This window comes from Streptomyces sp. AcH 505 (assembly GCF_000818175.1).
In the GTDB taxonomy this organism is placed as follows: domain Bacteria; phylum Actinomycetota; class Actinomycetes; order Streptomycetales; family Streptomycetaceae; genus Streptomyces.
This window is the reverse complement of record NZ_JTIY01000001.1, coordinates 5,239,006-5,263,507: the sequence shown is the minus strand read 5'-3', so window position 1 is coordinate 5,263,507 and position 24,502 is coordinate 5,239,006. Positions and strand designations below refer to the sequence as shown.

Sequence of the window (24,502 nt, the reverse complement as noted above, 5' to 3'; positions counted from 1 at the left end):
GAGTCCCTCCCGCCGGCCGGGGCTTGGTCGGCCCGCCCCGGCCGGTCGGTTCACATGGGTCAGCGGTACTTGGCCCACGCCTGGTTGATCGTGCTGGTGGCGGAGGACAGGGCGCTGCTCGCGGAGGCGCCGTTACTGATGTCGTCGAAGGTCTTGGACAGGGTGTCCTCGAACTCGACGTAGCCGGCGGTCCTGGCGCGCAGCGTGGCCGTGTTGGCCAGTTCGTACTTGGTCAGGTCGACGGCGCCCGCCATGCGGGGGTCCTTGAAGACCTTCTCGTCGTAGAAGGTCGCCGTGCCGGCCGTGTTGGAGGGCGGCACGGTGAGGCTGGGCATGTACTGGGCGAAGCCGCCCTTGTCGAGCGCCATGAACTTCATGAAGATCTCGGAGGCCACCGCCTTCTTGCTCGCGGGGTTCAGCCCGAGCGACCAGCCGCCGGTGGGGGTGGCCGCCTTGCCGCCCTTGAAGTACGGGTAGGCGGTGACGCCGAAGTCCAGCTTGGCGTTGGACGCGAACTGGGGTCCCCACCAGGGGCCGCCGGGGAAGAAGGCCACCTGGCCCGAGGCGAACAGCTCCGGGGTCTGGGCGACCGGTACACCGCGCGGGGAGACCTTGTCCTTGTACAGCGAGCCGTACCAGGTCATCGCCTTCTCCCAGCCCGCGGTCTCCAGCTTGGGCGTGAGGTTCTTGTCCCCGCCGGCGCCCGGGCCGCCGCCCAGGCTCTCGGCCAGGGGCTGCAGCTGGTAGTAGCGGTTGACCTGGTCGAACAGCAGGCCCCACTTGGCGCCTGCCTGCTGGGTCTTCTTCGCGTCGGCGGTCACCGCCTCCCAGGTCAGCCGGTCGGCTGGCTTCGCCGAGGGGAAGGGGATGCCGGCCTTCTTCAGCAGCGTCTTGTTGTAGAAGAGCAGCTGGCTCGACGTCTGGAAGGGCATGGCGACGAGCTTTCCGTCGCTGGTCGCCGCCTGCAGTGACGTCTTGTCGACCTTGCCTGCCATGTCGGGGAACGCCGACGTCAGGTCGGTGAGCCAGCCCCGCGCCTGGTAGGCGTCGGTGCGCGGCATGTCGACGTCGTACAGGTCGAGCGTCGAGTCCCGGCGGCTCAGCCGGGTGCTGAGCACACTGTTGAACTGGTCGAACGGCACCGCCTGGTAGTTGACGGTGATGTTCGGGTGCTCCTTGTGGAAGGCGGCGAGCACCGGCTTGATGTCGTCGGCCGAGTACGCGGCGCCGGCGTAGTTGATGGTGACCGGCTTCGCCGGGTCCTTGAGGCTGTCGGCGGCGGTGAGGCCTGCGGGCTTCTGTCCGCCGCCGGACGAGTCGGAGCCGGATCCGCAGCCCGCGACCAGCAGGGCCGTGGCGATCGCGCCGACGGCGAGTTGTGTTCCGGCCCTGGCGGGGCGGGGAAGGGTGGGAAGCTTCATGACGGTCCTCTCTGACGGTCATGGGATGACGGGTCAATCGCCGGCGGACGTACCGGTGAGGCGATCGAGGAAGAGGCGGCCGAAGCCAGGCACGTCGGTGTCGACGGCGACCGAGGCGTTGGGGGGTCCGGGGGGCGGGGCGAGGGCGAGTCCGCGGTCGGCGACGACCAGGCCCCGGGCGAGTTCGCTGGTGGTGTCGGTGGCGACGTGGGCGTCGGCCCATGTGCACAGGGACGGGTCAGCCACGGCCGCCACGACGAGGGGGTCGTGCAGGAAACACGCGTCCCTGTGTTCCTCGCGCAGCGGGAAGGCCCTGGCCAGGAAGTCGATCCAGGCCAGCGCGCACTCCCCGGCCCAGCGGCCGAAGGAGTCACCGCGGGACAGTACGGCGGCGTCGTCGCGGGTGAGCCGTACCCGGGAGGTCTGGTCGATGCCCACCATGCGCAGCTCGGCGCCGCTGGCGAGGACCATCGCGAGTGCCTCGGGGTCGACGTAGGCGTTGAAGTCGCCGACGACGGTGATGTTCTGGGCGTAGCCGGTGGCGGAGCCGGCCATCATGACGATTTCCGCCACGTTCTGGGCGAACCCGGGGTCGAGTCGCAGGGCCAGCGCGAGATTGGTCATGGGGCCGATGGCGACCACCGTGATCTCGCCGGGATGCGCGGCTGCCAGCTCCACGAGATACGCGGCGGCGGTGAGGTCGCTGGTCGGTCCGAGCCGGTCGGCCGCCGCCGTGGGGACGGCGGGCCGGTCACCGACGACGTCGTCGAACAGGGCACGCAGGGGAGCCATGTCGCGCAGCAGCGGGCGGTCGGCGCCGCGCAGGACGGGGAGGCCGGGGTGGCCGAGCCGCTGGGTCAGCCGGCGGGCGACGTCGACCCCCGTGTCGACGTCGACGTTGCCGTTGACGACGGTCAGTGCCTCGACGGTCAGTTCGGGCGACCGCAGGGCCAGCGCGATGGCCAGGCCGTCGTCGATGTCGGAGCCGGGTTCGCCCAGACCTGGGTCGGTGTCGATCACGATCCTGCGTGCGGTGGTCATGCGGGCACATCCTGTTCGAAGGTGATACGAACGGCTTCCGTCCGTGCGGCGAGCTCGGTGACGGTGATCCGGTCGAAGCCGCGTACGGCGCTGCGGACCACTCCCCCGGTGGGTTCCACCAGTCGGCCGGGGACGGCGTCCACACCGTGCAGGGCACCGAACACACTGCCGACCGTGGCGGCCGTCGAGTCGGTGTCACGGCCCGCGCCGACGGCGAGGGCGATGCTGCGTACGAAGTCGCCCTCACCCCACAGCAGAGCGGCGGCGATGATGGCGGCGTTGTTGACAGTGTGCACCCAGTTGTAATGGCCGAGTTCGCTGTCGATCCAGCGCTGCACCGTCTCGCCGGTGGCGCCCCGCTCGGCCATGCGCAGCAGCTCGGCCTGGCTCGTGTACAGCCGCGAGCGTGGCGGGACGACGGTGAGCGCGGCCCGCAGGGCGTCGATCGGCTCGGTGGACACCAGCGCCTCGGCGTTCAGCGCCGCGGACCACATCGCACCGTAGATGCCGTTGGCGGTGTGCGACAGGACCGCGTCGGTCAGCGCCATCTTCGCCGCGGCACGGGGGTCGCCGGGCTGTACGTAGCCGTAGATGTCGGTGCGGATCAGCGCGCCGATCCACTCGCGGTACGGGTTGTCGTGGGTGGCCGTGCGAGGTGCGCGCAGGCCCCGGATGAGGTTGCGGTACGCGGCGCGCTCCGCCGTGAACGTCTGGGTGAAGGGAACGCGGTCCAGCCACTCGCGGCCGATGTCCTCGGTCGTCAGGCCGCGCCCGTACGTCTCCAGCAGGTGCAGGCCGAGGATCGTCCAGTCCAGGTCGTCGTCCCTCGGGACGGCGTCGAAGCGGCCGGCCGCGGCGAACGGAGCCGATTCGTGGAGGTGGCTGACACCGGCGGGCAGTGTGTCCAGCAGCGGGATGAATCCGGTCTGCGGCCACTGGCCGACGGCCCGCAGGTAGATGCCGACCTCGTCGCGGGTCAGGCCTTCGACGGGTTTGCCCATCGTGTTGCCCACACACCGTCCCAGCCAGGCACCGGCCAGTCGGCCGGGCAGCTGTTCCGGTGCGGCGGGCCGCGCGGCTGCCGGCGGGGCGAGCGCCGCCCATATCTCCTCGGCGTCGGACGGTTCGTCGAAGTCCCAGGTGGCGGAGCGCGGCAGGGCGGCGAGTGCGACGGCGACGACGACCCAGCTCAGGGTGGGCACCAGCAGGACCAGCGAGTCCGTGACGGCGACGCCGCCCTCCCAGGCGTTGACCACCAGTTCGGTGGCCGCGCCGCCCGGCAGCAGCCGCTTGAGCGGGGCGAGGTCGTCGGTGCCGGCGATGCCCACCCAGCTGGCGACCCCGATCACCCCGAGGCTGACCGGCAGCGTGGTCACCTGGGCGTGCTCCGGCGAGTTCGTCAGCCCCGCGGTGGCGAGCGCCAGGCCGACCATCATGGCCAGCGTCGCCAGGACGGCCACCACGAGCAGCAGCACCTGGGCCGGTGCGGTGGCGACCGCGCCGAGCACGATCAGGATCACGATCACCTGGAGCAGCGCGATGACGGTGACCGGCAGCAGCAGCCCGGCCAGGATGCCGACGTCGCCGGCGGCGGTCGAGCGCAGCCGTTTGAGGAAGAGGTTCTGCCGACGCGAGGCCAGCGTGGTCACGACCGTGGTGTAGAGGCCGAAGGTCATGACGGTGAACATCACGATCGCCGCGATGTAGCCGAGGCCGGCCGCCTCGGCGAAGATCTCGTGCCGGTAGACGAAGAACGCGCTGACGGCGACCGGGATGACGAGTCCGGTGACCAGGACGAGCCGGTTCCGGAAGATCTGGATCAGCTCACTGCGAGCGATCGCGAACATGAGGTGTGGGTCCCTTCGTGGCGGAGACGGACGCGGGGCGGAGACGGAGACGGAGACAGAAGCGGAGGCGGGGCGGGGACGGCGGGGGCGGGGGCGGTCACTCGCCGCTGATGGCGCGGAAGACGTCGTCCAGGCGGGTCGGACCGGCCTGCAGGCCCCGCAGGTCCACACCGGTCTCGTGGGCCCAGCCCAGCAGGCGGTAGAGATCCTTCTGCAGGCTGAAGGTCTCGACGCGGCAGCCCCCGTCCACGGCCGCACCGGCCAGCGGTGGCTCGGGAGCGCCGGCCGGCAGCGTGAAGCTGATCACCGAGGGCAGCGTCTGCGTCAGCTCCACGACGGTCCCCTCGCGGTGGAAGGTCCCCTCGTGCATGAGCCCGATGCGGTCGGCGCGCTGCTGCGCCTCCTCCAGGTAGTGGGTGGTGAGCACGATCGTCGCGCCCTCCTCACGCAGCCGGTCGACGGCAGCCCAGAGTGCGTCGCGGGAGTTGATGTCCAGGCCGGTCGTCGGCTCGTCCAGGATGACCAGCTCGGGGCCGCCGTAGAAGGCGGTGGCGAAGTCCAGCCGGCGCTTCTCGCCGCCGGAGAGCTGCGACACCTTGGTGCCCGCCTTGTCCGTCAGCCCCACGACGCCGAGCACCCGGCCGACGTCGTCCTGCCGCCGGGTCAGCGCCCCGATCAGCCGGACCGACTCCCGCACCGTGAGGTCCGGGGAGAAACCGCTCTCCTGCAGCATGATGCCCATCCGCGGGTGCACGGCGGCGCGGTCCAGCGGACTGCGGCCCAGCACACGGACGGCGCCCGACGTGGTGGGCCGGTGGCCCTCGATGACTTCGAGGGTCGACGTCTTGCCCGCGCCGTTCGTGCCGAGCAAGGCGTACACCTCGCCCTTCCGGACCTGGAACGACAGGTCCTTCACGGCGTGGAAGTCGCCGTAGCGGACGTTGAGTTTCTCGACTTCGATGACTGGGGTGGTGGACATACCCCGATCACACCGTGTGGGCCGCCCCGCTGGTAGTGGCGTCGTATCACGTCCCCGGCATGACATTCCTGGCACGCGCGTATGACGTGGTGTCACTGGCGTACCGGGGAGTTCGCGCCAATACTTGCCGCACGATGTCCGATATTTCCGAGGTGACGCGCGGCCGGCTGCGGCGGCTCAACCTGATCATGGTGTTCCCTTCCATCGCGGTCGGCGGCGTGCTGCTGGTGGCGCTGGACACCGAGTCCTGGTGGGACGCCGCGGTCCTGGGGCTGGGTGTGCTCGCGGCTCTGCTGGCCTTCGTGTCCTGGACGGCCGGCGGTCTGGCCCGGGTCGCCGTGCCGTGTCTGGTCATCACCGCGGGCGTCTGGCTCTTCGGGGTGCTGGTGGCCGGGAGCGGGAAGGCGGTCTTCGGTCTGTCCGTCGTGGGCCCGCTGATCGTGCCGCGGCTGCCCCGCGGCCGGGGCTGGGCCGCCGCAGGACTGGTGGCCTACGTCGCTCTGGCGGGTGCGACCCGGTTCCTGGTGACCCAGGACGATCCGCGTGGCGTGCTGATCGAGTTCGTCATCGTCCCGGCGGGCGTCACCGCCGTGGTGACCGGGCTGATGTTCCCGAACAAACGGTTCTACGACGTCGTCGAGGAGCTGGACGAGTCGCGCTGGCGCGAGGCGGAGCTGGCCGTCGTACGCGAGCGCATGCGGTTCGCCAGCGACCTGCACGACATCCAGGGGCACACCCTGCACGTGGTGAAGCTCAAGGTCGCCCTCGCGCAGAAGCTGGTGCACCGCGACCCCGGCCGGGCCGAGCAGGAGCTGCGCGAGATCCACTCGCTGGTCGGCGACACCATCGCCCAGACCAAGGAGCTCGCCTACGCCCAGCGCAGGCTCAACCTGCCCGCCGAGCTGGAGAACGCGAAGAACCTGTTCGAGGCGGCAGGCATCGAGGTGCACATCCGCCGCGTCGCGTACGCGGACACCGGTGTGAGCGAGCTGCTGGGCCAGGTGCTGCGGGAGACGACGACCAACATCCTGCGGCACGCCGAGGCCGAGGAAGTACGGATCACACTGTCCGGGACCGGCATCAGCATCGTCAACGACGGCGCCCCAAACTCCCCCCTGCCGGAACTCGGCGGTCTGGCCGTGCTCGGACAACGCGTGGCCGACGAAGGGGGCACCCTCACGGTGGAGCAGGAGGACGGGCGCTTCCTGACCGCGGCGGCCTTCCCGTCACCCGGCCCCGACCCACAGGAGACCCGATGACCACCGTTGTACTGGCCGACGACGAGGCGCTGCTGCGCAAGGCGCTCGCCGCACTGCTGCCGCTGGAGGGCGACATCACCGTCCTCGCCGAAGCCGCGGACGGCGCGGAGGCGGTCACCGCCACCCTGCGGCACCGGCCCGACGTGCTCGTCATCGACCTGGAGATGCCCGGTGTCGACGGGCTCGGCGCCGTGGCGGAGATCCGCGGCGTCCACCCCGACCAGGTGATCCTGATGCTGACCAGGCACGCCAAGCCGGGGGTGCTGCGCCGGGCGCTGAAGCTCGGCGTCCAGGGGTTCGTCAGCAAATCCGCCGAACCGGCGCACATCACGTCCGTCATCGCGACGCTGCACGAGGGACGGCGCTGGATCGACCCGGACGTCTCGGCGCTCGCCCTCATCGACGACTGCCCGCTCACCGACCGCGAGATCGACGTCCTGCGCGCCACGTCCTACGGCTACTCCGTCGCCGACATCGCCGGCCAGCTCCATCTCGCCGAGGGCACCGTCCGCAACTACCTCTCCAACGCGATGGGCAAGACCCAGACCCAGAGCAGGCACGAAGCGGCGCGGTACGCGCGCGAACACGACTGGCTGTGACTGCGGCTGCCGGCGGGGTCAGCGCGGCGCGGCTCAGCTCTTGGCGCGGTGCCGCACCTGTACCTCGGTGAAGCCCTCCAGGCCGAGGCGGCCGTTCTCGGATCCGACACCGCTCCACTTGTGGCCGCCGAACGGCTGGTCCGGGTGGACGGCGAAGTGGGTGTTGACCCACGCCGTCCCGCATTCCAAGTCGCCTGCCACCTGGGAGGCGCGCTCCACGTCGGTGCCCCAGACCGAGCCGCACAGGCCGAAGTGGGACCCGTTGGCGCGCTCCACCACGTCGTCGAGTGAGGTGTAGCTGATCACCGGCAGGGCGGGGCCGAACTGCTCCTCGTCGACGATGCGGAACCCGTCCTCGGCGCCCGCGAGCACGGTCGGTTCGTAGAAGTAGCCGGGCCCTTCGACGCGTTTGCCGCCCGCCACCGCCCGCGCGCCCCGGCCGACCGCGTCGTCGACGAGTTCGGTGACCCGGTCGAACTGCGGCTTGTTGTTGACGGGCCCGTACTGCACGCCCTCGTGCAGGCCGTTGCCGACCTTGACCTCGCGTGCGACGGCCGCCAGCGCTTCGACCACGTCGTCGTAGAGCCGCGCCGGTGCGTAGACACGCTTGATCGCGGAGCAGAGCTGTCCGTTGTTCTGGAAGGCGAAGTCGAATATCTTCGGCGCGACCCGGGCCGGGTCCGCGTCGTCCAGCACGATCGCGGGGTCGTTCCCGCCGAGTTCGAGCGTCACCCTCTTGAGGTCGCTCGCCGCCGCCTCCGCGACCCGCTTGCCGGTGGCGACGCTGCCGGTGAAGGTGATCTTCCGGGGCACGGGGTGCGCCGTCATCCGCGCGCCGAGCGGATCCTGCCCGCTGACCACGTTCAGCACACCGGGCGGCAGCACCTCGCGCATCATCGCACCGAACGCCAGGGTGGTGAGCGGTGTGTACGGCGATGGTTTGAGCACCATGGTGTTACCGGCCAGCAGGGCCGGAGCGACCTTCCAACAGGCCAGCATGAGCGGGAAGTTCCACGGTGTGATCGCCGCGACCACTCCCATCGGCCGGCGGATGACCTCCACGAACGCCGCGTCGTCGTCCCGGATCACCTCGTACGGAATGGCCATGTCGGCGAAGTGCTTGAGCCAGTATCCGGAGCCGATGATCTCGAACGCGGCATCCTTCAGCGGCTTGCCCTGCTCACGGGTGAGTACGGGGGCCAGCTCGTCGGCCTTGCTCATCAGCAGATCGCCGGCGGCGTGCAGGGCCTTGCGCCGCGCGTTCTCGTTCTTCCGCCACGACCGGTACGCCAGCGCAGCCGCCTCGAATGCGGCGTCGAGCTGGCCGGGACCGCAGTCGGGAGCCTCGGCGTGCACCGTACCCAGAGCCGGATCGACGACCCCGAAGGAGGCGTCCCCGGATACACTCGCGCCGCCAATGGTCATGGTGTATTGCGGCATTGCCGCTCCTTCGGGTCGCCGGGCCTGGTTTCGCACCGTACCGCCGGGCGGCAGCCGCCCCCACCCCTGCGCGGACATTCTGGGGGCCGCGCATAGGGGCCCTTAGGGGTTTCCGATCTGTCCCACGTCACAAATACTGGGCGGTGCCGGCCGCGAGCGGAGAATTCGCGCGGCCCGCGCCCCTCGGGTATTTCCGAACCTGCGGGTATTTCCGAGAAGTTCGGGACGCAGTCACAAAGGAGTCGGCATGAAAAGCGTTTCCGCCACCGCGTTGTGGGCCGCGGCTCTCCGGGCCGGCGAATCACAGCGCGACGACGCGTTGTTCGTCGACGAACTGGCAGAAGAGCTGGCCGGCGACAAGGGCTTCGCGCTGCGCACCCGGTACGAGCGGCCCGGCGTCGCGGACAGCCTCGCGATCCGCACCCGCTACATGGACGAGACGATCGCCAAGCACTCCGGCTTCCGGCAGGTCGTGCTGCTCGCCGCCGGTCTCGACACCCGTTCCGTACGCACCGCGTGGCCGGCCGGCACGACGCTCTTCGAGGTGGACCACCCGGATCTGCTGGAGTGGAAGGAAGAACGGCTCGCGAAACTGGGCGTCACGCACGACTGCGAACGGCGCACCGTGGGAGCCGACCTGACCGAGAACTGGCAGGAAGCGCTGCGCGCGGCCGGCTGGGACGCGGCGGAGCCGACCCTCTGGGTCGCCGAGGGGCTGCTCTACTACCTGCCCGAACAGGCCGTGCACGCACTGGTGAAGGCGGTCGCCGACATCGCGCCGCCCGGCAGCGTCTTCGCGGGCGACATCGTCAGCCACCAGTTCCTGATCTCGGAGCACGACTTCCCGCAGAACGGCCTCCCGCTGCTCGCCGAGGACGGCAGCCCCTGGCAGTTCGGCACCGACGAGCCGGAAACCCTGCTGTCCGGGGGCGGTTGGGAGCCGACCGAGGTCAAGTCCGTCGGCGACGACGGCGCTTCCTTCGGCCGCTGGCCGGTACCACCCATCCCCCGGCACATCCCCGGCGTCCCGCGGTTCTTCCTTTTCACCGTGACCAAGGCCGGCTGAGCAGGCCCCTGGTCCAGCAGATGGCGACCTGTCGCAGAGTCCACTGCGGCGCCGGCCCGGACACCCGCGTTCGAGAGGAAGCCGCAATTGACGACGCCCACCCCTCACCTGCTCGGTAACTTCGCCCCCGTCGGCGAACTCACCTCCTACGACCTGCCCGTCACCGGGACCATCCCCAGGGAGCTGACCGGCTGGTACCTGCGCAACGGGCCCAACCCGCACGAGGCGGCGTCCGCCCACTGGTTCCTCGGCTCCGGCATGGTGCACGGTGTCCGGCTGGAAGGCGGCCGGGCGACGTCCCACCGCAGCCGGTGGGTCCGCACGTCGTCCTTCACCGAGGGCGCCACGGTCTACGACTCGCTCGGCAACCGCGATCTCACGGCGGGACCCTCCAACACACACGTCGTCCGGCACGCCGGCCGCATCCTGTCACTGGCCGAGTCGTCCCTCCCGTACCTGCTCACCCCCGAGCTGGACACCGTCGGTGTGCACGACTTCGGGGGCAAGCTCACCACGGCCATGACCGCGCACCCGAAGACCTGCCCGACCACGGGCGAGCTGCACTTCTTCGGGTACGGGATGCTCACCGCCCCGTTCCTGACCTACCACCGGGCCGACGCCGCCGGAAATCTGACCGTCAGCCGTGCGGTCGACGGGGTCGGACCGACGATGATGCACGACTTCGCCCTGACCGCCCGGCATGTGGTCTTCATGGATCTGCCGGTCGTCTTCGACGTCCTCGAAGCGATGTCGGGCAAGCCCATGCCGTACAAGTGGGATCCCGAGTACGGGGCCCGGCTCGGGGTGCTGCGGCGCGACGACCCGCACGGCGAGATCCGCTGGTTCGACATCGATCCCTGTTACGTCTTCCACGTGCCCAACGCGCACGACGACGGCGACAGCGTGGTCGTGAGCGTCATCCGCTATCCGGAGCTGTGGGTCGCGGACAGCAGCGAGCCCTACCCGGTCGCCTCGCTGTGGCGCTGGACCGTGGATCTGGCGGCGGGGAAGGTCACCGAGGAGCAACTCGACGACCGGAACACCGAGTTTCCCCGTATCGACGACAGACTGGCCGGGCTCGACGCCCGCCATGTGCACACCACGGTGGCCGCTTCTCATCCCCGCCACGACGCCGTTCCGGGCGCGCTGCTGCGCTACGACATGCACACCGGCGAGGTGGCGCGGCACTCCTTCGGGCCCGGCCGGATTCCGGGTGAGGCCGCCTTCGTCCCCGCGGACGGCAGGCCCGGCGGCGAGGGGTGGCTCATGACGTACGTCTACGACGTGGCGACGGACACCAGTGACCTGGTCATCGTGGACGCCGGCGATCTGAGCGCGACGCCGGTGGCGACCGTTCATCTGCCGCAGCGCGTCCCGTACGGCTTCCACGGCAACTGGCTTCCGGACACGGGAGCCTAGGTCGTGTCCGCAACGGCTCGTCTGGATCTTGCCGCCACGGAGCGTCGCGACGCCGAGCGGGAGCACGAACCGTTCGACAACGTCAAGCCAACAGCCGGAGAATGGCTCAAATCTTGTCGCCACCCACGGCCTTCAGCGCTTAGCCTGGCCTCTAGCATATTTGCGTGGCCATTGGCGTGCTCGGCTGAGAGTGCGCCTCGGGGGAAAGAAGGCCAGTGAATGCCTGAGTTTGCCGACCCTGATCACCTGCATGCGCTGGCATTCAGGCAGGCCGTCCGCATCGGGCAGTTCAACAGTAAACAGATAGCGGAGACCCTTCGCCTTCCCTGTGCGAAGGTCGACGCCATTCGCAAGGGCCTGCTGCATCTCAGACTCCTCCAGCCGTCGGCGCACGACTCGGAAGTCTTCGTCCCGGTGAGCCCCGAGGCCGCCGCGACCGAGCTGGTCAGAATGTCCGAAGACGAAATACGCAACCTCCAAGAGGACATCGACCGCACCAAGCGACGGCTGAACAAGCTCCTGCCGGCCTATGTGGAGGGACGGAGCCTGCGCGAACAGGTCGAGCAGAGCCTGGAGCCGCTCCAGGCCGCCGACCACATCCGCTGGATGCTCAAGGAGCAGGCAGAACGCTGCCGCAGCGAGATACTGATCAGCCGCCGCGGCGACCTGCTGCCCGCCGCCGATTCCGTCGGAGCCATGCATCCGGAGCTTCTTGAGGCGGCGCGGCGCGGGACGCGTATCAGGGCGGTCTACCAGCACGCGGCCCTCGGTGACCAGACAACCCGGGGGCACATCGAGGAACTGGCAGCGGCCGGCGCCCTGGTGCGGATCCGTGCGGAACCGGCAGGACAGCTGATCATCTTCGGAGCCGAGGTCGCGATCGTCTTCGGCCGCGAGCCTTCGCCCGGCAGCGCCGACGCGGAGTATGCGACCGAGGCGGAGTATGCGACCGAGGCGGGGTACGTGTCCGAGGCGCCGACCGCCGTCGCCGTACGCGACGCGACGGTCATCGGCCATCTCCGCGCCACCTTCGACCAGACCTGGGACGACGTGGGCTCGTCGGCGCCCGAGGACATGGGCGACGCCAGGACACTCGGGCTTCTGCAGCTTTCGATCATCCGTCTGCTGGCGCAGGGCTTCAAGGACGATGTCGTGGCCAGGCGCCTGGGGATATCGGTGCGCACCTGCCGACGCCACATCAAGGAGATCATGAACGAGCTGGACGCCAGCAGCCGTTTCCAGGCCGGCGTACGGGCCACGCTGAACGGCTCCGTGACCGAGACGGACCACAACGCGCTGATGTGAGCCGCGGGACGTGGGGGGCGGAGGTCGGGGGTCTGGGCGTCAGGCGTCCGCCGGGCGCCCGTCGGGTGGGTCTTCCCTGTCCGCCGGCCCGTCCGCCGGCCGGTCTTCCGGCCGGTCCTCCGCCTCGGCGCGCAGCAGGAAGCCGCCCGTGCGTACCCGCCCCGACGTGAGGCTGCCCCCGACGGCACGCAACCGCTCGGCGAGGCCCAACAGACCGTAGCCGCTGCCCGCTTCGGCCCAGGTCTCCATGCTGAAGAGCTTCCCGCGGCCGTCGTCCTCGATTTCCAGCCATGCGGCGCCGAACCGTACTTCGCAACTCCGCGCGCCACTGTGCTTGAGCACATTGGTCACGCCTTCGCGGAGCACGTAGGCGAACACGTCACGCAGCTCGACACGGACGATGTCGCCCGTCTCCGGCAGCGTCGCGGCGATCCCGGCGGCGCGCAGCGCCAGCGCGGCGTTCGCCAACTCGTCGTCCAGGGAGACCAGTCGCGTGTCGAGGACCGTACTGCGGATCTCCTGCATCGCCTTGCGGGCCAGCTCCTCGATGTCCCGGACCTCGGTCCGCAGCGAGTCCTTGACCTCGGCCCCACCGGTCCCACCGGCCCCCCGGTCACCGGCGCCCTCCAGGATCCTGCGTGCCACACCGCCCTTGAGCGCGATCGTGGCGACCGTATGCCCCAGCACGTCGTGCAGATCCCTGGCCAGTCGGTTCCGCTCGTCCATGACCGACTGGTGGGCGATGACCGCGCGGGCGGCGCTCAACTGCGAGACGACGCGGGTGAGCAGGAACAGCGACGACAACGACAGCGTCAGCAGCACCAGCAGCCACGTGCCGTTCCAGTCCACCCGGCCGACGGCCAGCCGGGTCGCCACCACCTGGGCCAACGCAACGCCGAGCCCGACCAGCCGGCTCGCCTCGGCCGGCAGCAGCACGACAGCCGCCACGATCGCGTAGGCGAGATTCACCAGCGTCGTGACGTCTCCCGTGATGACCGGCAGGAACGACCCCACCACGAGGAGCCAGCCAACCATCAGCGACCGGCCCCATCGCGAACTGCGCTGTCCCACCTGCGTGATGACCAGGAAACTCGCCGCGTAGACCGCGAGATCCAGGGCCAGCAGGGCCCAGCGGACACCGGTGGCCGCTCCGTCCATGTCCACGGTGGCCAGGGGCAGTACGACGATGAGGATCACCACCACCAGGTGACCCCGCAGCCGGACCAGCCGGGACTGCTGCCGCCCTCCCCCGCCCTGCCCTTCGACGGGCCACTGCCGGGAGCCGAAGCGCGTCGAGTCAGTGTTCATCCGAGTTCACCGCCCGACGACGGACGGACGCGGGTCTCAGATCGCGTATGACGCAAGAATCCAGCTTTCCGGGAGGTCACACCCATGATGCCTGTCACGCATCATTGTGCCCCCGCACCACGCCGCACCGCGGCCAAGGCAGCCCCCTGGGGCCAACACTTAGGGGGCGGTTAGGGGTTACCCATCCCTGCCCCTCCGGAAAGAATGAACGCTACCCAGCTCACTTATCAAGAGGGGCTTTCCGCAATGGCGCCGATATTCGCTAACGGCCAGTGCCGATCATTCCGGGGCGACGGACGGCTCGATCTGCTGGTACGGAACGCCCAGACGGGCGAGTTGTTCGTCCATCCGCACAGCGGAACGTTCAACGGGACCAACACCTTCGAAGAGCCGGTCAAAATCGCCGAAGGGTTCGGCTGGCAGCGCTTCTTCTTCGTCCGTGCGGTGGACGCCACAGGAAACGGCAAGGCGGACATCTGCGCCTTCAGCGTAAGCGAATTCAATCCCGGTGAGAACGGCGAGTTCGGCTACTTCCTGCTCCAGAACACCGGCGGGCCCGGCGAGATCGGTCCGTTCTCCGACCCGCTCCGGGTCTCCGGCAAGCGCGAGGACGGCCGGCGGTGGGAGACGATCGGCTTCGCCGACCTGACCGGCTCGGGCACCGACGACACCTTCGCCCGCGGCGAGGGCGGCGGGAACGTGGACGCGTTCGTGCACCGCGACGCCGGTGTGATCCACGATCACACCTACAGCCGCGACCCGGTACCGCTCACCGAGATCAGTGTCGACGACTTCCCCTTCGCCATGGCCGACTTCACCGGTAACGGCAACCTCGACCTGGTCGTGCGCCGCGCCAACGGGAACATCGACCTCTACGAGTTCCCCGCCAAGCCCGGCACGCCGGCGGGGACCGCGCCCTCCGGCACCTGGCACACCATCGCGCACGGCTGGCACGACATGATGATGATGACGCTGACCGACATCGACCTCGACGGCAAGCCGGACCTGCTGGGCCTGCGCCCCGACGGCACCCTCAACGCCTATGTCCACTCGGGGAAGTTCGACCCGGACAACCCGCTGGCCACGCTTCAGGATCCGGTCGCCGTCGGCACCGGATTCGAGAAGTGCGACGTGATCAGCTGATCCCCAACGCGCCGCCACCGGTCGGTCCCGTACGGCCCGTAAAGGCCTCGTACGACGCCTACGCCTTGTACGGGCCGACCGGTGATCCCGCGCGTCCCGGTCGGCCGATCCGCACGAGAGACCGAGCCGCACGAGAGACCTTGCCATCCGTATCGCACCGCCGGAATCTGGATTGGGTTTAATGTCCTTCGAACTTCCCTCTCGTGACGTTTCCGAAGACGCGGTGGCGATCGTCGGTCTGGCGTGCCGCCTTCCCCAGGCCGGCGACCCGGAATCATTCTGGCGGCTCCTCTCCGACGGCCGGGACGCCATCACGGAAGTGCCCGCCGACCGGTGGAACTCCTACGACTTCTTCGACAAGGATTCGGCCGCTCCCGGCAGGGCCAACATCCGGCACGGCGGCTTCATCGACGGCATCACCGAATTCGACGCCGGCTTCTTCGGAATTCCGCCGAACGAGGCCGCGATGATGGACCCCCAGCAGCGGCTCGTCATGGAACTGAGCTGGGAAGCGCTCGAGGACGCCGGAATCGTGCCCAGCAGTCTGCGGCAGTCCACCACGGGCGTGTTCGTCGGTGCCATGGCCGGGGACTACGCGGCCCTCCTCCAGGGCAACGGCCCCGAAGCGGTCACCCGGCACAGTCTCACCGGCCTCAGCCGGGCGCTGCTCGCCAACCGGGTGTCGTACACGCTCGGCCTGCGCGGTCCCAGTATGACGGTCGACTCCGCCCAGTCCGCCTCGCTGACCGCCGTCCACATGGCCTGCCAAAGCCTGCGCGACAACGAGTCCGGCCTCGCGATCGTCGCCGGCGTCAACCTCAACCTCACCTCTGAAGGCACGGTCGCAGCGGCGAAGTTCGGCGGACTGTCCCCGGACGGCAGGTGCTTCACCTTCGACGCCCGCGCCAACGGCTACGTCCGCGGCGAGGGCGGCGCCGTTGTCGTACTCAAACCACTGGCCCGCGCCCTGGCCGACGGCGACCAGGTGTACTGCGTGATCGCCGGCAGCGCCGTCAACAACGACGGCGCCAGCGAGGGGTTGACGGTCCCCGACCGGCACGCGCAGGAAGAGGTCGTCCGACTGGCCTGCCGCCGGGCGGGGGTGGCGGCGGCAGACGTCCAGTACGTCGAACTGCACGGGACCGGCACCCGGATCGGGGACCCCATCGAGGCGCGGGCGCTCGGCGCCGCCATCGGTACGGCGAAGGAACCAGGCGCACCGCTGCTCGTCGGCTCCGCCAAGACGAATGTCGGCCACCTGGAGGGCGCTGCGGGCATCGTCGGGCTGCTCAAGGCCGCGCTGAGCATTCACCACCGGCAGCTGCCGCCGTCCCTGAACTTCGAGACCCCCCATCCGCTGATCCCGTTGGACGAGCTCAACCTGCGGGTGAACACGGAGCTGAAGCCGTGGCCGCGCACCGACGTACTACCGCTCGCCGGGGTCAGTTCCTTCGGCATGGGCGGCACCAACTGCCATGTGATCCTGGCCGGGTTCGAGCAGAGCGGGGTGGCGAAGGGTTCACAGCTGGGCGGACTTCCGACTCAGGGGTCGGGATCGACGTCGGCGTCGGCATCGGCATCGGCATCGGCATCGGCGGACCGGGACCACGGTCCGGTTCTGCTGCCGCTCTCCGGGCACAGCGAGGCAGGACTGCGCGGCCAGGCGGCGCGCCTGCGCGACCATCTGCTCGCCGACGCGGGCGGTGAGGCTGCGGCTGACGCCTCTGCCGAATCCCCGGCCCGGCTGGTCGACACCGCGCTCGCCCTGGCCACCACGCGCGAGGCCTTCGCGCACCGGGCGGTAGTCGTGGCAGCCACCGCCGAGGACGCAGCCGACGCCCTGGACCGGCTGTCGCGTGGCGAGCCCGCCGCCGATGTCGTGACGGGCCACACACCCGGCACCGGGCGGGCCGACGTCGCCTTCCTCTACTCGGGGCAGGGCAGTCAACGCCCCGGCATGGGAAGTGAGTTGTACGACGCCCATCCCGTGTTCGCCGCCGCCCTGGACGAGATCGCCGCCGTCCTCGACGACCAGCTCTCCGTGCCGCTGCGCGACGTGATGTTCAGCGCCGAAGGCACCCCTGAGGCGGAACTGCTCCACCGGACAGCCTTCGCGCAGCCCGCGCTCTTCGCCTTCGAGATCGCGCTCACCCGTCTCTACGAGAGCTGGGGCGTACGCCCCGACCATCTGATCGGGCACTCCATCGGCGAGATCTCCGCGGCCCATGTCGCCGGAGTGCTCAGCCTGTCGGACGCCTGCACGCTCGTCTCCGCTCGCGGGCGTCTGATGCAGAGCCTGCCGGACGGCGGCGCGATGATCGCCGTCCAGGCGACGGAGGAGGAAGTACTCCCCCACCTGGAAGGTGAGGCAGCGGCGTCCGTCGGCGTCGCCGCCGTCAACGGGCCGGCCTCCACCGTCATTTCGGGCGAGCGGGACCGTGTCGAGGAGATCGCCGAGACCTTCCGCGCCGCCGGCCGCAAAGTCCATCGCCTGCAGGTCTCCCACGCCTTCCACTCCCCACTGATGGAACCGATGCTGGACGAGTTCCGGCAGGTGGCCGAGTCGCTGACCTACCACGCACCCACTCTCCCGATCGTCACGAACCTCACCGGCACGTACGCGACCACCGACCAACTCGGTTCGCCCGACCACTGGGTGCGCCATGTGCGTGAGGCGGTCCGCTTCGGCGACGGCATCCGGTCGCTGGCCGCCGAAGACGTAGCCGTATACGTCGAGATCGGCCCCGGCTCCGTACTGACGGCCCTCGGGCAACAGTGCCTGGACGGCACAGCGGACGCCGATTTCGTCGCCGCGCTGCGCGACGGACGCTCAGAGACCGGCACCGTGCACCAGGCGCTGGCGAGGCTGTACGTACGAGGCGCCGGAGTGGCCTGGGAGGCGGTGTACGACGGATCGGGCGGGCGGCGCGTCAAGCTGCCCACGTACGCGTTCCAGCGGGACAGGCACTGGCTCCAGGACTCGGCCACCGCTGCGGGCGCGGGCGCCGTTACGGCGGCCGGTGCTGCCCCGGTGGCGTTCGTAGCTGTCGAACCGTCTGTGACGTCCTTGGCGGGCAAAATCGGCGCGCTGTCGGTCGAGGAGCAGGAACGCGAGCTGCTGGACCTCGTCTGCACGCAGATCGCCCTGACCCTCGGGTACGCCACTTCCCGAACCGTCGACGCCACGCTCGCGTTCAAGGAACTCGGCTTCGACTCCCTCAGCGCTGTTGAGCTGCGCAACCGACTCAACACCGCGACCGGACTTCAGCTCCCCGCGACGCTCCTCTTCAACTTCCCCACCCCGCACTCCCTCGTCACTCATCTGCTGACGCAACTCACCGACGTTGAGGATGGGTTGACGCCGGTCATTCCGGCCAAGGCTCCGGTCGACGATGATCCGATCGCGATTGTGGGGATGGCGTGCCGGTATCCGGGTGGGGTGGTGTCGCCGGAGAGTTTGTGGGATCTGGTGGCGGGTGCTCGGGACGGTGTGGGGGAGTTTCCGGCTGACCGTGGCTGGGATGTGGAGAAGCTGTACGACCCGGATCCGGAGAGCCGGGGGACCTCGTACGCCCGGCACGGTGGATTCCTGTATGGGGCCGGGGAGTTCGATCCTGGGTTCTTCGGGATTTCGCCGCGTGAGGCGTTGGCGATGGATCCGCAGCAGCGACTGCTGCTGGAGACCTCCTGGGAGGCGATCGAGCGGGCCGGGATCAACGCGACCGAGCTGCGCGGCAGCCGTACCGGCGTCTTCGCCGGCGCCATGTCGCAGGAATACGGTCCGCGTCTCCACGAAGCCGCTGAGGCGGCCGAGGGAGCGGAGGGCTACGCGCTGACCGGCAATTCGGTCAGCGTGGCCTCGGGTCGCGTGTCGTACACCTTCGGTTTCGAGGGTCCCGCGGTGACGGTGGACACCGCGTGCTCGTCCTCGCTGGTAGCCCTGCACCTGGCGGCGCAGGCCCTGCGCTCGGGCGAGTGCGACATGGCCCTCGCCGGCGGCGCCACCGTCATGGCCTCTCCCGGCATGTTCGTGGAGTTCTCCCGCCAGCGGGGCTTGTCGGTGGACGGCCGGTGCAAGGCGTTCTCGGCGTCCGCGGACGGTACCGGCTGGGCCGAGGGCGTCGGCATGCTGCTCGTGGAGCGCCTGTCGGACGCGCGCCGGAACGGTCATCCCGTGCTGGCGCTGGTGCGCGGGTCGGCAATCAACCAGGACGGAGCAAGCAACGGCCTCACGGCACCGAACGGCCCCTCACAGGAACGAGTGATCCGGCAGGCGCTGGCCAACGCCGGTCTTGCCGGTGCTGAGGTGGATGCGGTCGAGGCGCACGGTACGGGGACGACACTGGGTGACCCGATCGAGGCGCAGGCCCTGATCGCGACATACGGGCAGGGGCGGGCCGAGGACCGGCCCCTGTGGCTGGGCTCGCTGAAGTCGAACATCGGCCACACGCAGGCGGCTGCCGGTGTGGGCGGCATCATCAAGATGGTCATGGCGATGCGGCACGGCGTGCTGCCGCAGACGCTGCATGTCGACGCGCCGTCGCCGCACGTGGACTGGACGGCGGGCGCCGTCGAGCTGCTGACCCAGTCCCGGGAGTGGTCCGCGTCCGGCCACCCCCGGCGCGCGGCGGTCTCGTCGTTCGGGATCAGTGGGACCAACGCCCATGTGGTCATCGAGCAGTGCGAGTTGGCCGACTCGGCCGTGGAGGCAGAGGCGCAGGCTGACGGGCCGGTTCTGCCGCTCGTGCCGTGGATGATCTCCGCCCGCAACGTCGAGGCGCTGCGGGGGCAGGCGGCCCGTCTGCGTGAGTGGGCGGAGGACGCTCCTGAGGCGGACGTCGCTGCGGTGGGCCGCGCGCTGGTCTCGTCGCGGACGGTGCTGGACGAGCGGGCGGTCGTGGTGGGCGCGGACCGGGGCGAGCTGCTGGCAGGTTTGGCGGCGCTGGCGTCTGGGGCGTCTGCTGCTGGTGTGGTGAGCGGTAGTGGTGCGGGCGGGAAGCTGGCGCTGTTGTTCGCCGGGCAGGGTAGCCAGCGGCTGGGCATGGGCCGCGAACTGGCCTCCGGATTCCCGGTGTTCGCTGCCGCATGGGATGAGGTGTGTGCGGTTCTGGATCCGTTGCTGGCGCACCCGGTTCGGGATGTGGTTCACGCGGAGCCGGGTTCGGAGTTGGCCGGGCTGTTGGATGAGACGGGGATGACGCAGCCGGCTCTGTTCGCTTTCGAGGTGGCGTTGTACCGGTTGCTTGTCTCGTATGGGGTTGCGGCGGACGTGCTGGCGGGGCATTCGATCGGTGAGTTGGCGGCCGCACATGTGGCGGGGGTGTTCTCTCTGGAGGATGCGTGCCGTCTGGTGGCGGCGCGTGCCCGGTTGATGCAGGCGCTGCCGAGTGGTGGTGCGATGCTCGCCGTCGCCGCGTCCGAGGGGGACGTACTTCCTCTGCTGGCAGGCCGCGAGCGCGAGGTGAGCATCGCGGCCGTGAACGGTCCTGCCGCTGTCGTCATCTCCGGTGCGGAGTCTGCGGTCGAGGAGATCGGGCAGCTGCTGGCCGATCGCAAGATCCGGACGCGCAGGCTGCGGGTCTCGCACGCGTTCCACTCGCCGCTGATGGATCCGATGTTGGAGGACTTCCGGCAGGTGGCGGACGGTCTGACCTATGCCGAGCCGACGATCCCGCTGATCTCCAACGTCACCGGGCAGCTCGCCGAGCACGGCCAGCTCACCACCCCCGACTACTGGGTACAGCACGTCCGTGAAGCGGTCCGCTTCGCAGACGGCGTGACGGCGGCTCGCGCCGCCGGTGCGACGCTGTTTGTCGAGGTGGGTCCGGACGGGGTTCTCTCCGGACTTGCCCAGCAGACCGTCGACACGGGCGACACCACCGCCTTCGTCCCGGCCATCCGCAAGAACCGCGACGAGACACGTGCTGTGGTCGAGGCCTTGGCCGCTCTCCACACCCGTGGCGTTCGCGTCGACTGGGCAACGTACTTCGAGTCCACCCCCCTGCGCCATCTCGAACTCCCCACCTACGCCTTCCAGCACCAGCATTACTGGCTCAACGCGACAACCGCCACCGGCGACGTCACCACCGCCGGACTCACCGCCATCGACCACCCCCTCCTCACCGCCGCGACGGAAGTCGCCGGCGGATCCGTGATTCTCAGCGGGCAGCTGTCCGCCGCCTCGCTCCCCTGGCCGGCGCTGGACACGGCGGCGCCCGCGGCTGTCGTGCTTTCCGGCTCCGCCCTCGTGGAACTGGCCCTGCGAGCAGGAGAGGAGGTGCGTTGTGGTCACATCGAGGAGCTGACACTCGCCGCTCCGATCACCCTGGCCGATGCGCACGGGGACGTTCTGCACCTTCAGGTCGCGGTGACCGCACCGGACGACTCGGGCCGGTCCGTGCTCAGCATCCACACCCGTCGCGCGAGCGGCCACGCCGCGCACGACTGGACGCTGCACGCCTCCGGCGTACTCACCACCGCACAACCCAGCCTCTCCCCCACCGCCGAGCGGGTCAACATGCGCCCCGCCGACGCCGTGACCGTTCCGGTGGAGAGCGTCTACGAGCGGCTGGCGGATCACGGTTACGACAGCGGTCCGCTGTATCCCGTGCTGCAAGAGGTCAGGCAGCGCGGGACCGACACGTTTGTCGAGGTGGAACTGCCCGAGGAGCTGCTTTCCTCCCGCACCGCTTTCGGCCTGCACCCGCTCCTGCTCGACACGGTGCTGCACGCTCACCACGCGGCACGCCTCTCCTCCGACACGGACACGGACACCGGCACGGACCCGAACTCAGTGCCCCTGCCCGTCGCATGGCAGGGCGTGTCCCTGTACGCCACAGGGGCCGGACGCTTGAGTGCGCGCATCTCGCAGACAGCCGCCGGGAACGTGCGGGTGGACGTCGCCGATCACACCGGGGCCGCGGTGGCGACCATGGAGGCCGTGACGCTCGGCGCGCTGCCGCAGGACAGTATCTCCGCCGCCCCTGGCAGCGCCCTCGGCGGACTGTTCGACGTCGACTGGGTCACCGTGCCGGTGACCGGCGATCACGCGGATGCGGTCCTGGACCGAACCGTGCTCGTGGCGGACGCCTCGGAGTCCTGGCCCACTGCGCACTACACGAGCCTGGCGGAGTTGGGCCGGGCCCTCACGGACGGTGTGTCGGCACCCGAGTTCGTTCTGGTGCCCTGCGCGCTGGGCTCGGCTCCGGAGGACGCGGGGTCGCATGCGCGCGCCTGCGTACAGAGTGTGCTGTCCACGGTGCAGGAGTGGCTTGCGGACGACCGGTTCGCGGCGTCCAAGCTCGTCCTGCTGACCCGGGGCGCGGAGGTCGACGCGGTAGGCGAAGCCGCGACGATGGCCGGCTCGGCCGTCTGGGGCCTGGTCCGGTCCGTACAGACCGAGCATCCGGACCGGTTCGTCCTGTTGGACGTGGACGAAGGCGTTGGCGAGAGCGTGGGCGAAGTCGGGGACACCGGCTTCGTACGGGCAGTCGTCGCAGCCCTCGGCTCCGGCGAACCCCAAGTAGCCTTCCGTGCAGGGGACATCAGGGTCCCCAGGCTGACGGAGCGAACCGCGCCGGACGCACAGGCCGTACAGGCCGACGTGTCGACGGAGCCGTGGAGTTCGACAGGTACCGTCCTGATCACGGGCGCCACCGGCACACTGGGCCGACTCGTCGCGCGTCATCTCGTCACCGAACACGGCGTCCGGCATCTGGTGTTGGCCAGCCGTCGCGGGTCCGCTGCCGCTGGAACCGCCGAACTCGTCGCCGAACTTGCGGAGTCCGGGGCACACGCTGAACTGGTCGCCTGCGATGTCGCCGACCGCGACGCCCTCGCCCGGCTGATCGCCGCCGTCCCTGCCGACCGTCCGCTGTCGGCCGTCGTACACGCCGCAGGTGTCCTGGACGACGGCGTCGCATCGGCGCTGACTCCGGAGCGGCTGGATGCCGTGTGGCGGCCCAAGGCGGAAAGCGCCTGGCTCCTGCACGAATTGACCCGGCATCTGGATCTGACGGCCTTCGTGCTGTTCTCTTCCGTGGCAGCCACGCTGGGCAGTGCGGGCCAGGCGAACTACGCGGCTGCCAACGCCTTCCTCGACGGCCTTGCCACGCACCGCAGAACCCTCGGGCTGCCGGCCACCTCCCTCGCCTGGGGCCTGTGGGAGGACTCAACCGACGGCATGGCCGGAACCCTCGACCCGACCGCCCTGGCCCGGTGGACCCGCCTGGGCATCGCGCCCCTTCCGCAGGACACAGGGCTTGCGCTCTTCGACTCGGCGCTGGCGCGGGATGCGACGCATGCCGTACCCGCCCGGCTGAACCTCGCCAGGGTCGGTGCACAAGGCAGCCCCGTCCCCGCCCTGTTGCGTGGCATGGTCCGTACGCAGGCCACTCGGCGCACGGTCGGCGACGCCGACCGCACAGCAGCCGCGACTCCCCTGGCCCAGCGACTGCTCGGGATGGGCCCCGAGGAACAGGAGCACATCCTCGTCGACTTGGTGAGCAGCCAGGCGGCGCTGGTCCTCGGTCATGTCCGGCCCGGTCTGATCGGGGCGGGGAAGGCGTTCAAGGACGCGGGCTTCGATTCCCTGACGGCCGTCGAGCTGCGCAACCGGCTCGTCGCGGCGACCGGCGTGAGCTTGCCGAGTTCGCTGCTGTACGACTACGCGTCACCACAGGCTCTGGCCACCTACCTCCGCACGGAGTTGCTGGGCCAGGAGACTGCACAGGCCTCGGTCACCGCTGGTACGTACGGCAGTTCAGCCGCCGCCTTCGACGAGCCGATCGCGATCGTGGGCATGGCATGCCGGTATCCGGGTGGGGTGGTGTCCCCGGAGGGGCTGTGGGACCTGGTTGCCTCACGCGCCGACGTGATCGGCGAATTCCCCCCGGATCGCGGCTGGAATCTGGAAAAGCTGTACGACCCCGATCCGGAGAACCGGGGCACCTCCTACGCCCGGCATGGCGGATTCCTTTACGGGGCCGGTGAGTTCGATCCGGGGTTCTTCGGGATATCGCCGCGTGAGGCGCTTGCGATGGATCCGCAGCAGCGGTTGCTGCTGGAGACGTCGTGGGAGGCGATCGAGCGGGCCGGGGTCAACGCGACCGAGCTGCGGGGCAGCCGTACCGGCGTCTTCGCGGGCATCGCTCCGCAGGACTACGGCCCACGACGGCACGAAGCCCCGGAGAGCATGGAGGGGTACCTCCTCACGGGCGGCTCCGCGAGCATCGCCTCGGGCCGGGTGTCGTACACCTTCGGCTTCGAGGGTCCAGCGGTGACGGTGGACACCGCGTGCTCGTCGTCGCTGGTGGCACTACACCTGGCGGCGCAAGCCCTACGCACGGGCGAGTGCGACATGGCACTCGCCGGCGGCGCGATGGTCATGGCCACGCCGGGGACCTTCATCGAGTTCTCCCGGCAGCGGGGGTTGTCCGCGGACGGCCGGTGCAAGGCGTTCTCGGCGTCGGCGGACGGTACCGGCTGGGCCGAGGGCGTCGGCATGCTCCTCGTGGAGCGGCTGTCGGATGCCCGCAGGAACGGTCATCCGGTCCTGGCGGTGGTGCGCGGGTCGGCGATCAACCAGGACGGTGCGAGCAACGGCCTCACGGCGCCGAACGGCCCGTCGCAGCAGCGGGTGATCCGCCAGGCGCTGGCGAATGCGGGCCTGACGAC

Annotated in this window: 13 protein-coding genes; 7 read left to right on the top strand and 6 right to left on the bottom strand. The window is 70.0% G+C overall.

Going from position 1 to position 24,502, the window contains the following annotated elements; translation table 11 throughout:
* Nucleotides 1-59 precede the first annotated feature (59 nt).
* From HY68_RS23695 to HY68_RS23675, 4 genes are all read right to left on the bottom strand, one after another.
* Nucleotides 60-1,421, bottom strand: a complete 1,362-nt coding sequence (locus HY68_RS23695; RefSeq protein ID WP_041991969.1) for an extracellular solute-binding protein — start codon at nt 1,419-1,421, stop codon at nt 60-62.
* Between the two features lie 33 nt (nt 1,422-1,454).
* Entirely contained in the window at nt 1,455-2,462 is a 1,008-nt protein-coding gene (locus HY68_RS23690) for a nucleoside hydrolase (protein ID WP_052457157.1), read from the bottom strand.
* The gene (locus tag HY68_RS46225) at nt 2,459-4,309 is read right to left on the bottom strand and encodes an ADP-ribosylglycohydrolase family protein (RefSeq protein WP_347560571.1); all 1,851 of its coding nucleotides are present in this window, start codon (nt 4,307-4,309) and stop codon (nt 2,459-2,461) included. Before HY68_RS46225 ends, HY68_RS23690 begins: the two co-directional genes overlap by 4 nt.
* 97 nt (nt 4,310-4,406) lie before the next feature.
* Nucleotides 4,407-5,288 carry an ABC transporter ATP-binding protein gene (locus HY68_RS23675; RefSeq protein WP_041991967.1) on the bottom strand — a complete coding sequence of 294 codons (882 nt, stop codon included), beginning with the start codon at nt 5,286-5,288 and terminating at the stop codon, nt 4,407-4,409.
* 134 nt (nt 5,289-5,422) lie between these two features.
* On the opposite strand from HY68_RS23675, the gene HY68_RS23670 reads away from it, so the two are divergent.
* Together HY68_RS23670 and HY68_RS23665 are read left to right on the top strand one after the other, a co-directional pair.
* Nucleotides 5,423-6,547, top strand: coding sequence for a histidine kinase (locus HY68_RS23670; RefSeq protein WP_041991965.1), 1,125 nt, complete (start codon nt 5,423-5,425; stop codon nt 6,545-6,547).
* Nucleotides 6,544-7,146 carry a response regulator transcription factor gene (locus HY68_RS23665; RefSeq protein WP_041991963.1) on the top strand — a complete coding sequence of 201 codons (603 nt, stop codon included), beginning with the start codon at nt 6,544-6,546 and terminating at the stop codon, nt 7,144-7,146. The genes HY68_RS23670 and HY68_RS23665 overlap by 4 nt, the downstream gene beginning before the upstream one ends.
* Nucleotides 7,147-7,179: 33 nt before the next feature.
* Here HY68_RS23665 and HY68_RS23660 read toward each other — a convergent pair whose 3' ends face one another.
* Entirely contained in the window at nt 7,180-8,586 is a 1,407-nt protein-coding gene (locus HY68_RS23660; RefSeq protein WP_041991961.1) for an aldehyde dehydrogenase family protein, read from the bottom strand.
* Between the two features lie 247 nt (nt 8,587-8,833).
* On the opposite strand from HY68_RS23660, the gene HY68_RS23655 reads away from it, so the two are divergent.
* The 3 genes from HY68_RS23655 to HY68_RS39650 all read left to right on the top strand — a co-directional run bounded on the left by HY68_RS23655 (nt 8,834) and on the right by HY68_RS39650 (nt 12,376).
* A complete protein-coding gene (locus tag HY68_RS23655; RefSeq protein WP_041991960.1) occupies nt 8,834-9,652 on the top strand; it encodes an SAM-dependent methyltransferase in 819 nt (272 codons plus the stop codon).
* Between the two features lie 87 nt (nt 9,653-9,739).
* Nucleotides 9,740-11,071, top strand: a complete 1,332-nt coding sequence (locus HY68_RS23650; RefSeq protein WP_041991958.1) for a carotenoid oxygenase family protein — start codon at nt 9,740-9,742, stop codon at nt 11,069-11,071.
* 219 nt (nt 11,072-11,290) lie between these two features.
* Entirely contained in the window at nt 11,291-12,376 is a 1,086-nt protein-coding gene (locus HY68_RS39650; protein WP_052457156.1) for a LuxR C-terminal-related transcriptional regulator, read from the top strand.
* A 39-nt stretch (nt 12,377-12,415) separates the two neighbouring features.
* Here the strand turns inward: HY68_RS39650 and HY68_RS23640 are convergent, their stop codons facing one another.
* Complete coding sequence (locus tag HY68_RS23640) at nt 12,416-13,684, bottom strand: histidine kinase (protein ID WP_052457155.1); 1,269 nt, start codon at nt 13,682-13,684, stop codon at nt 12,416-12,418.
* 246 nt (nt 13,685-13,930) lie between these two features.
* Here HY68_RS23640 and HY68_RS23635 point away from each other — a divergent pair, with 246 nt between their 5' ends.
* Nucleotides 13,931-14,827 (top strand): VCBS repeat-containing protein, encoded by an 897-nt coding sequence (locus HY68_RS23635; RefSeq protein WP_041991956.1) that lies wholly within the window; start codon nt 13,931-13,933, stop codon nt 14,825-14,827.
* Nucleotides 14,828-15,008: 181 nt separating this feature from the next.
* Nucleotides 15,009-24,502, top strand: a 9,494-nt coding sequence (locus HY68_RS44010; protein ID WP_041991954.1) for a type I polyketide synthase, incomplete at its 3' end; no start/stop codon positions are given.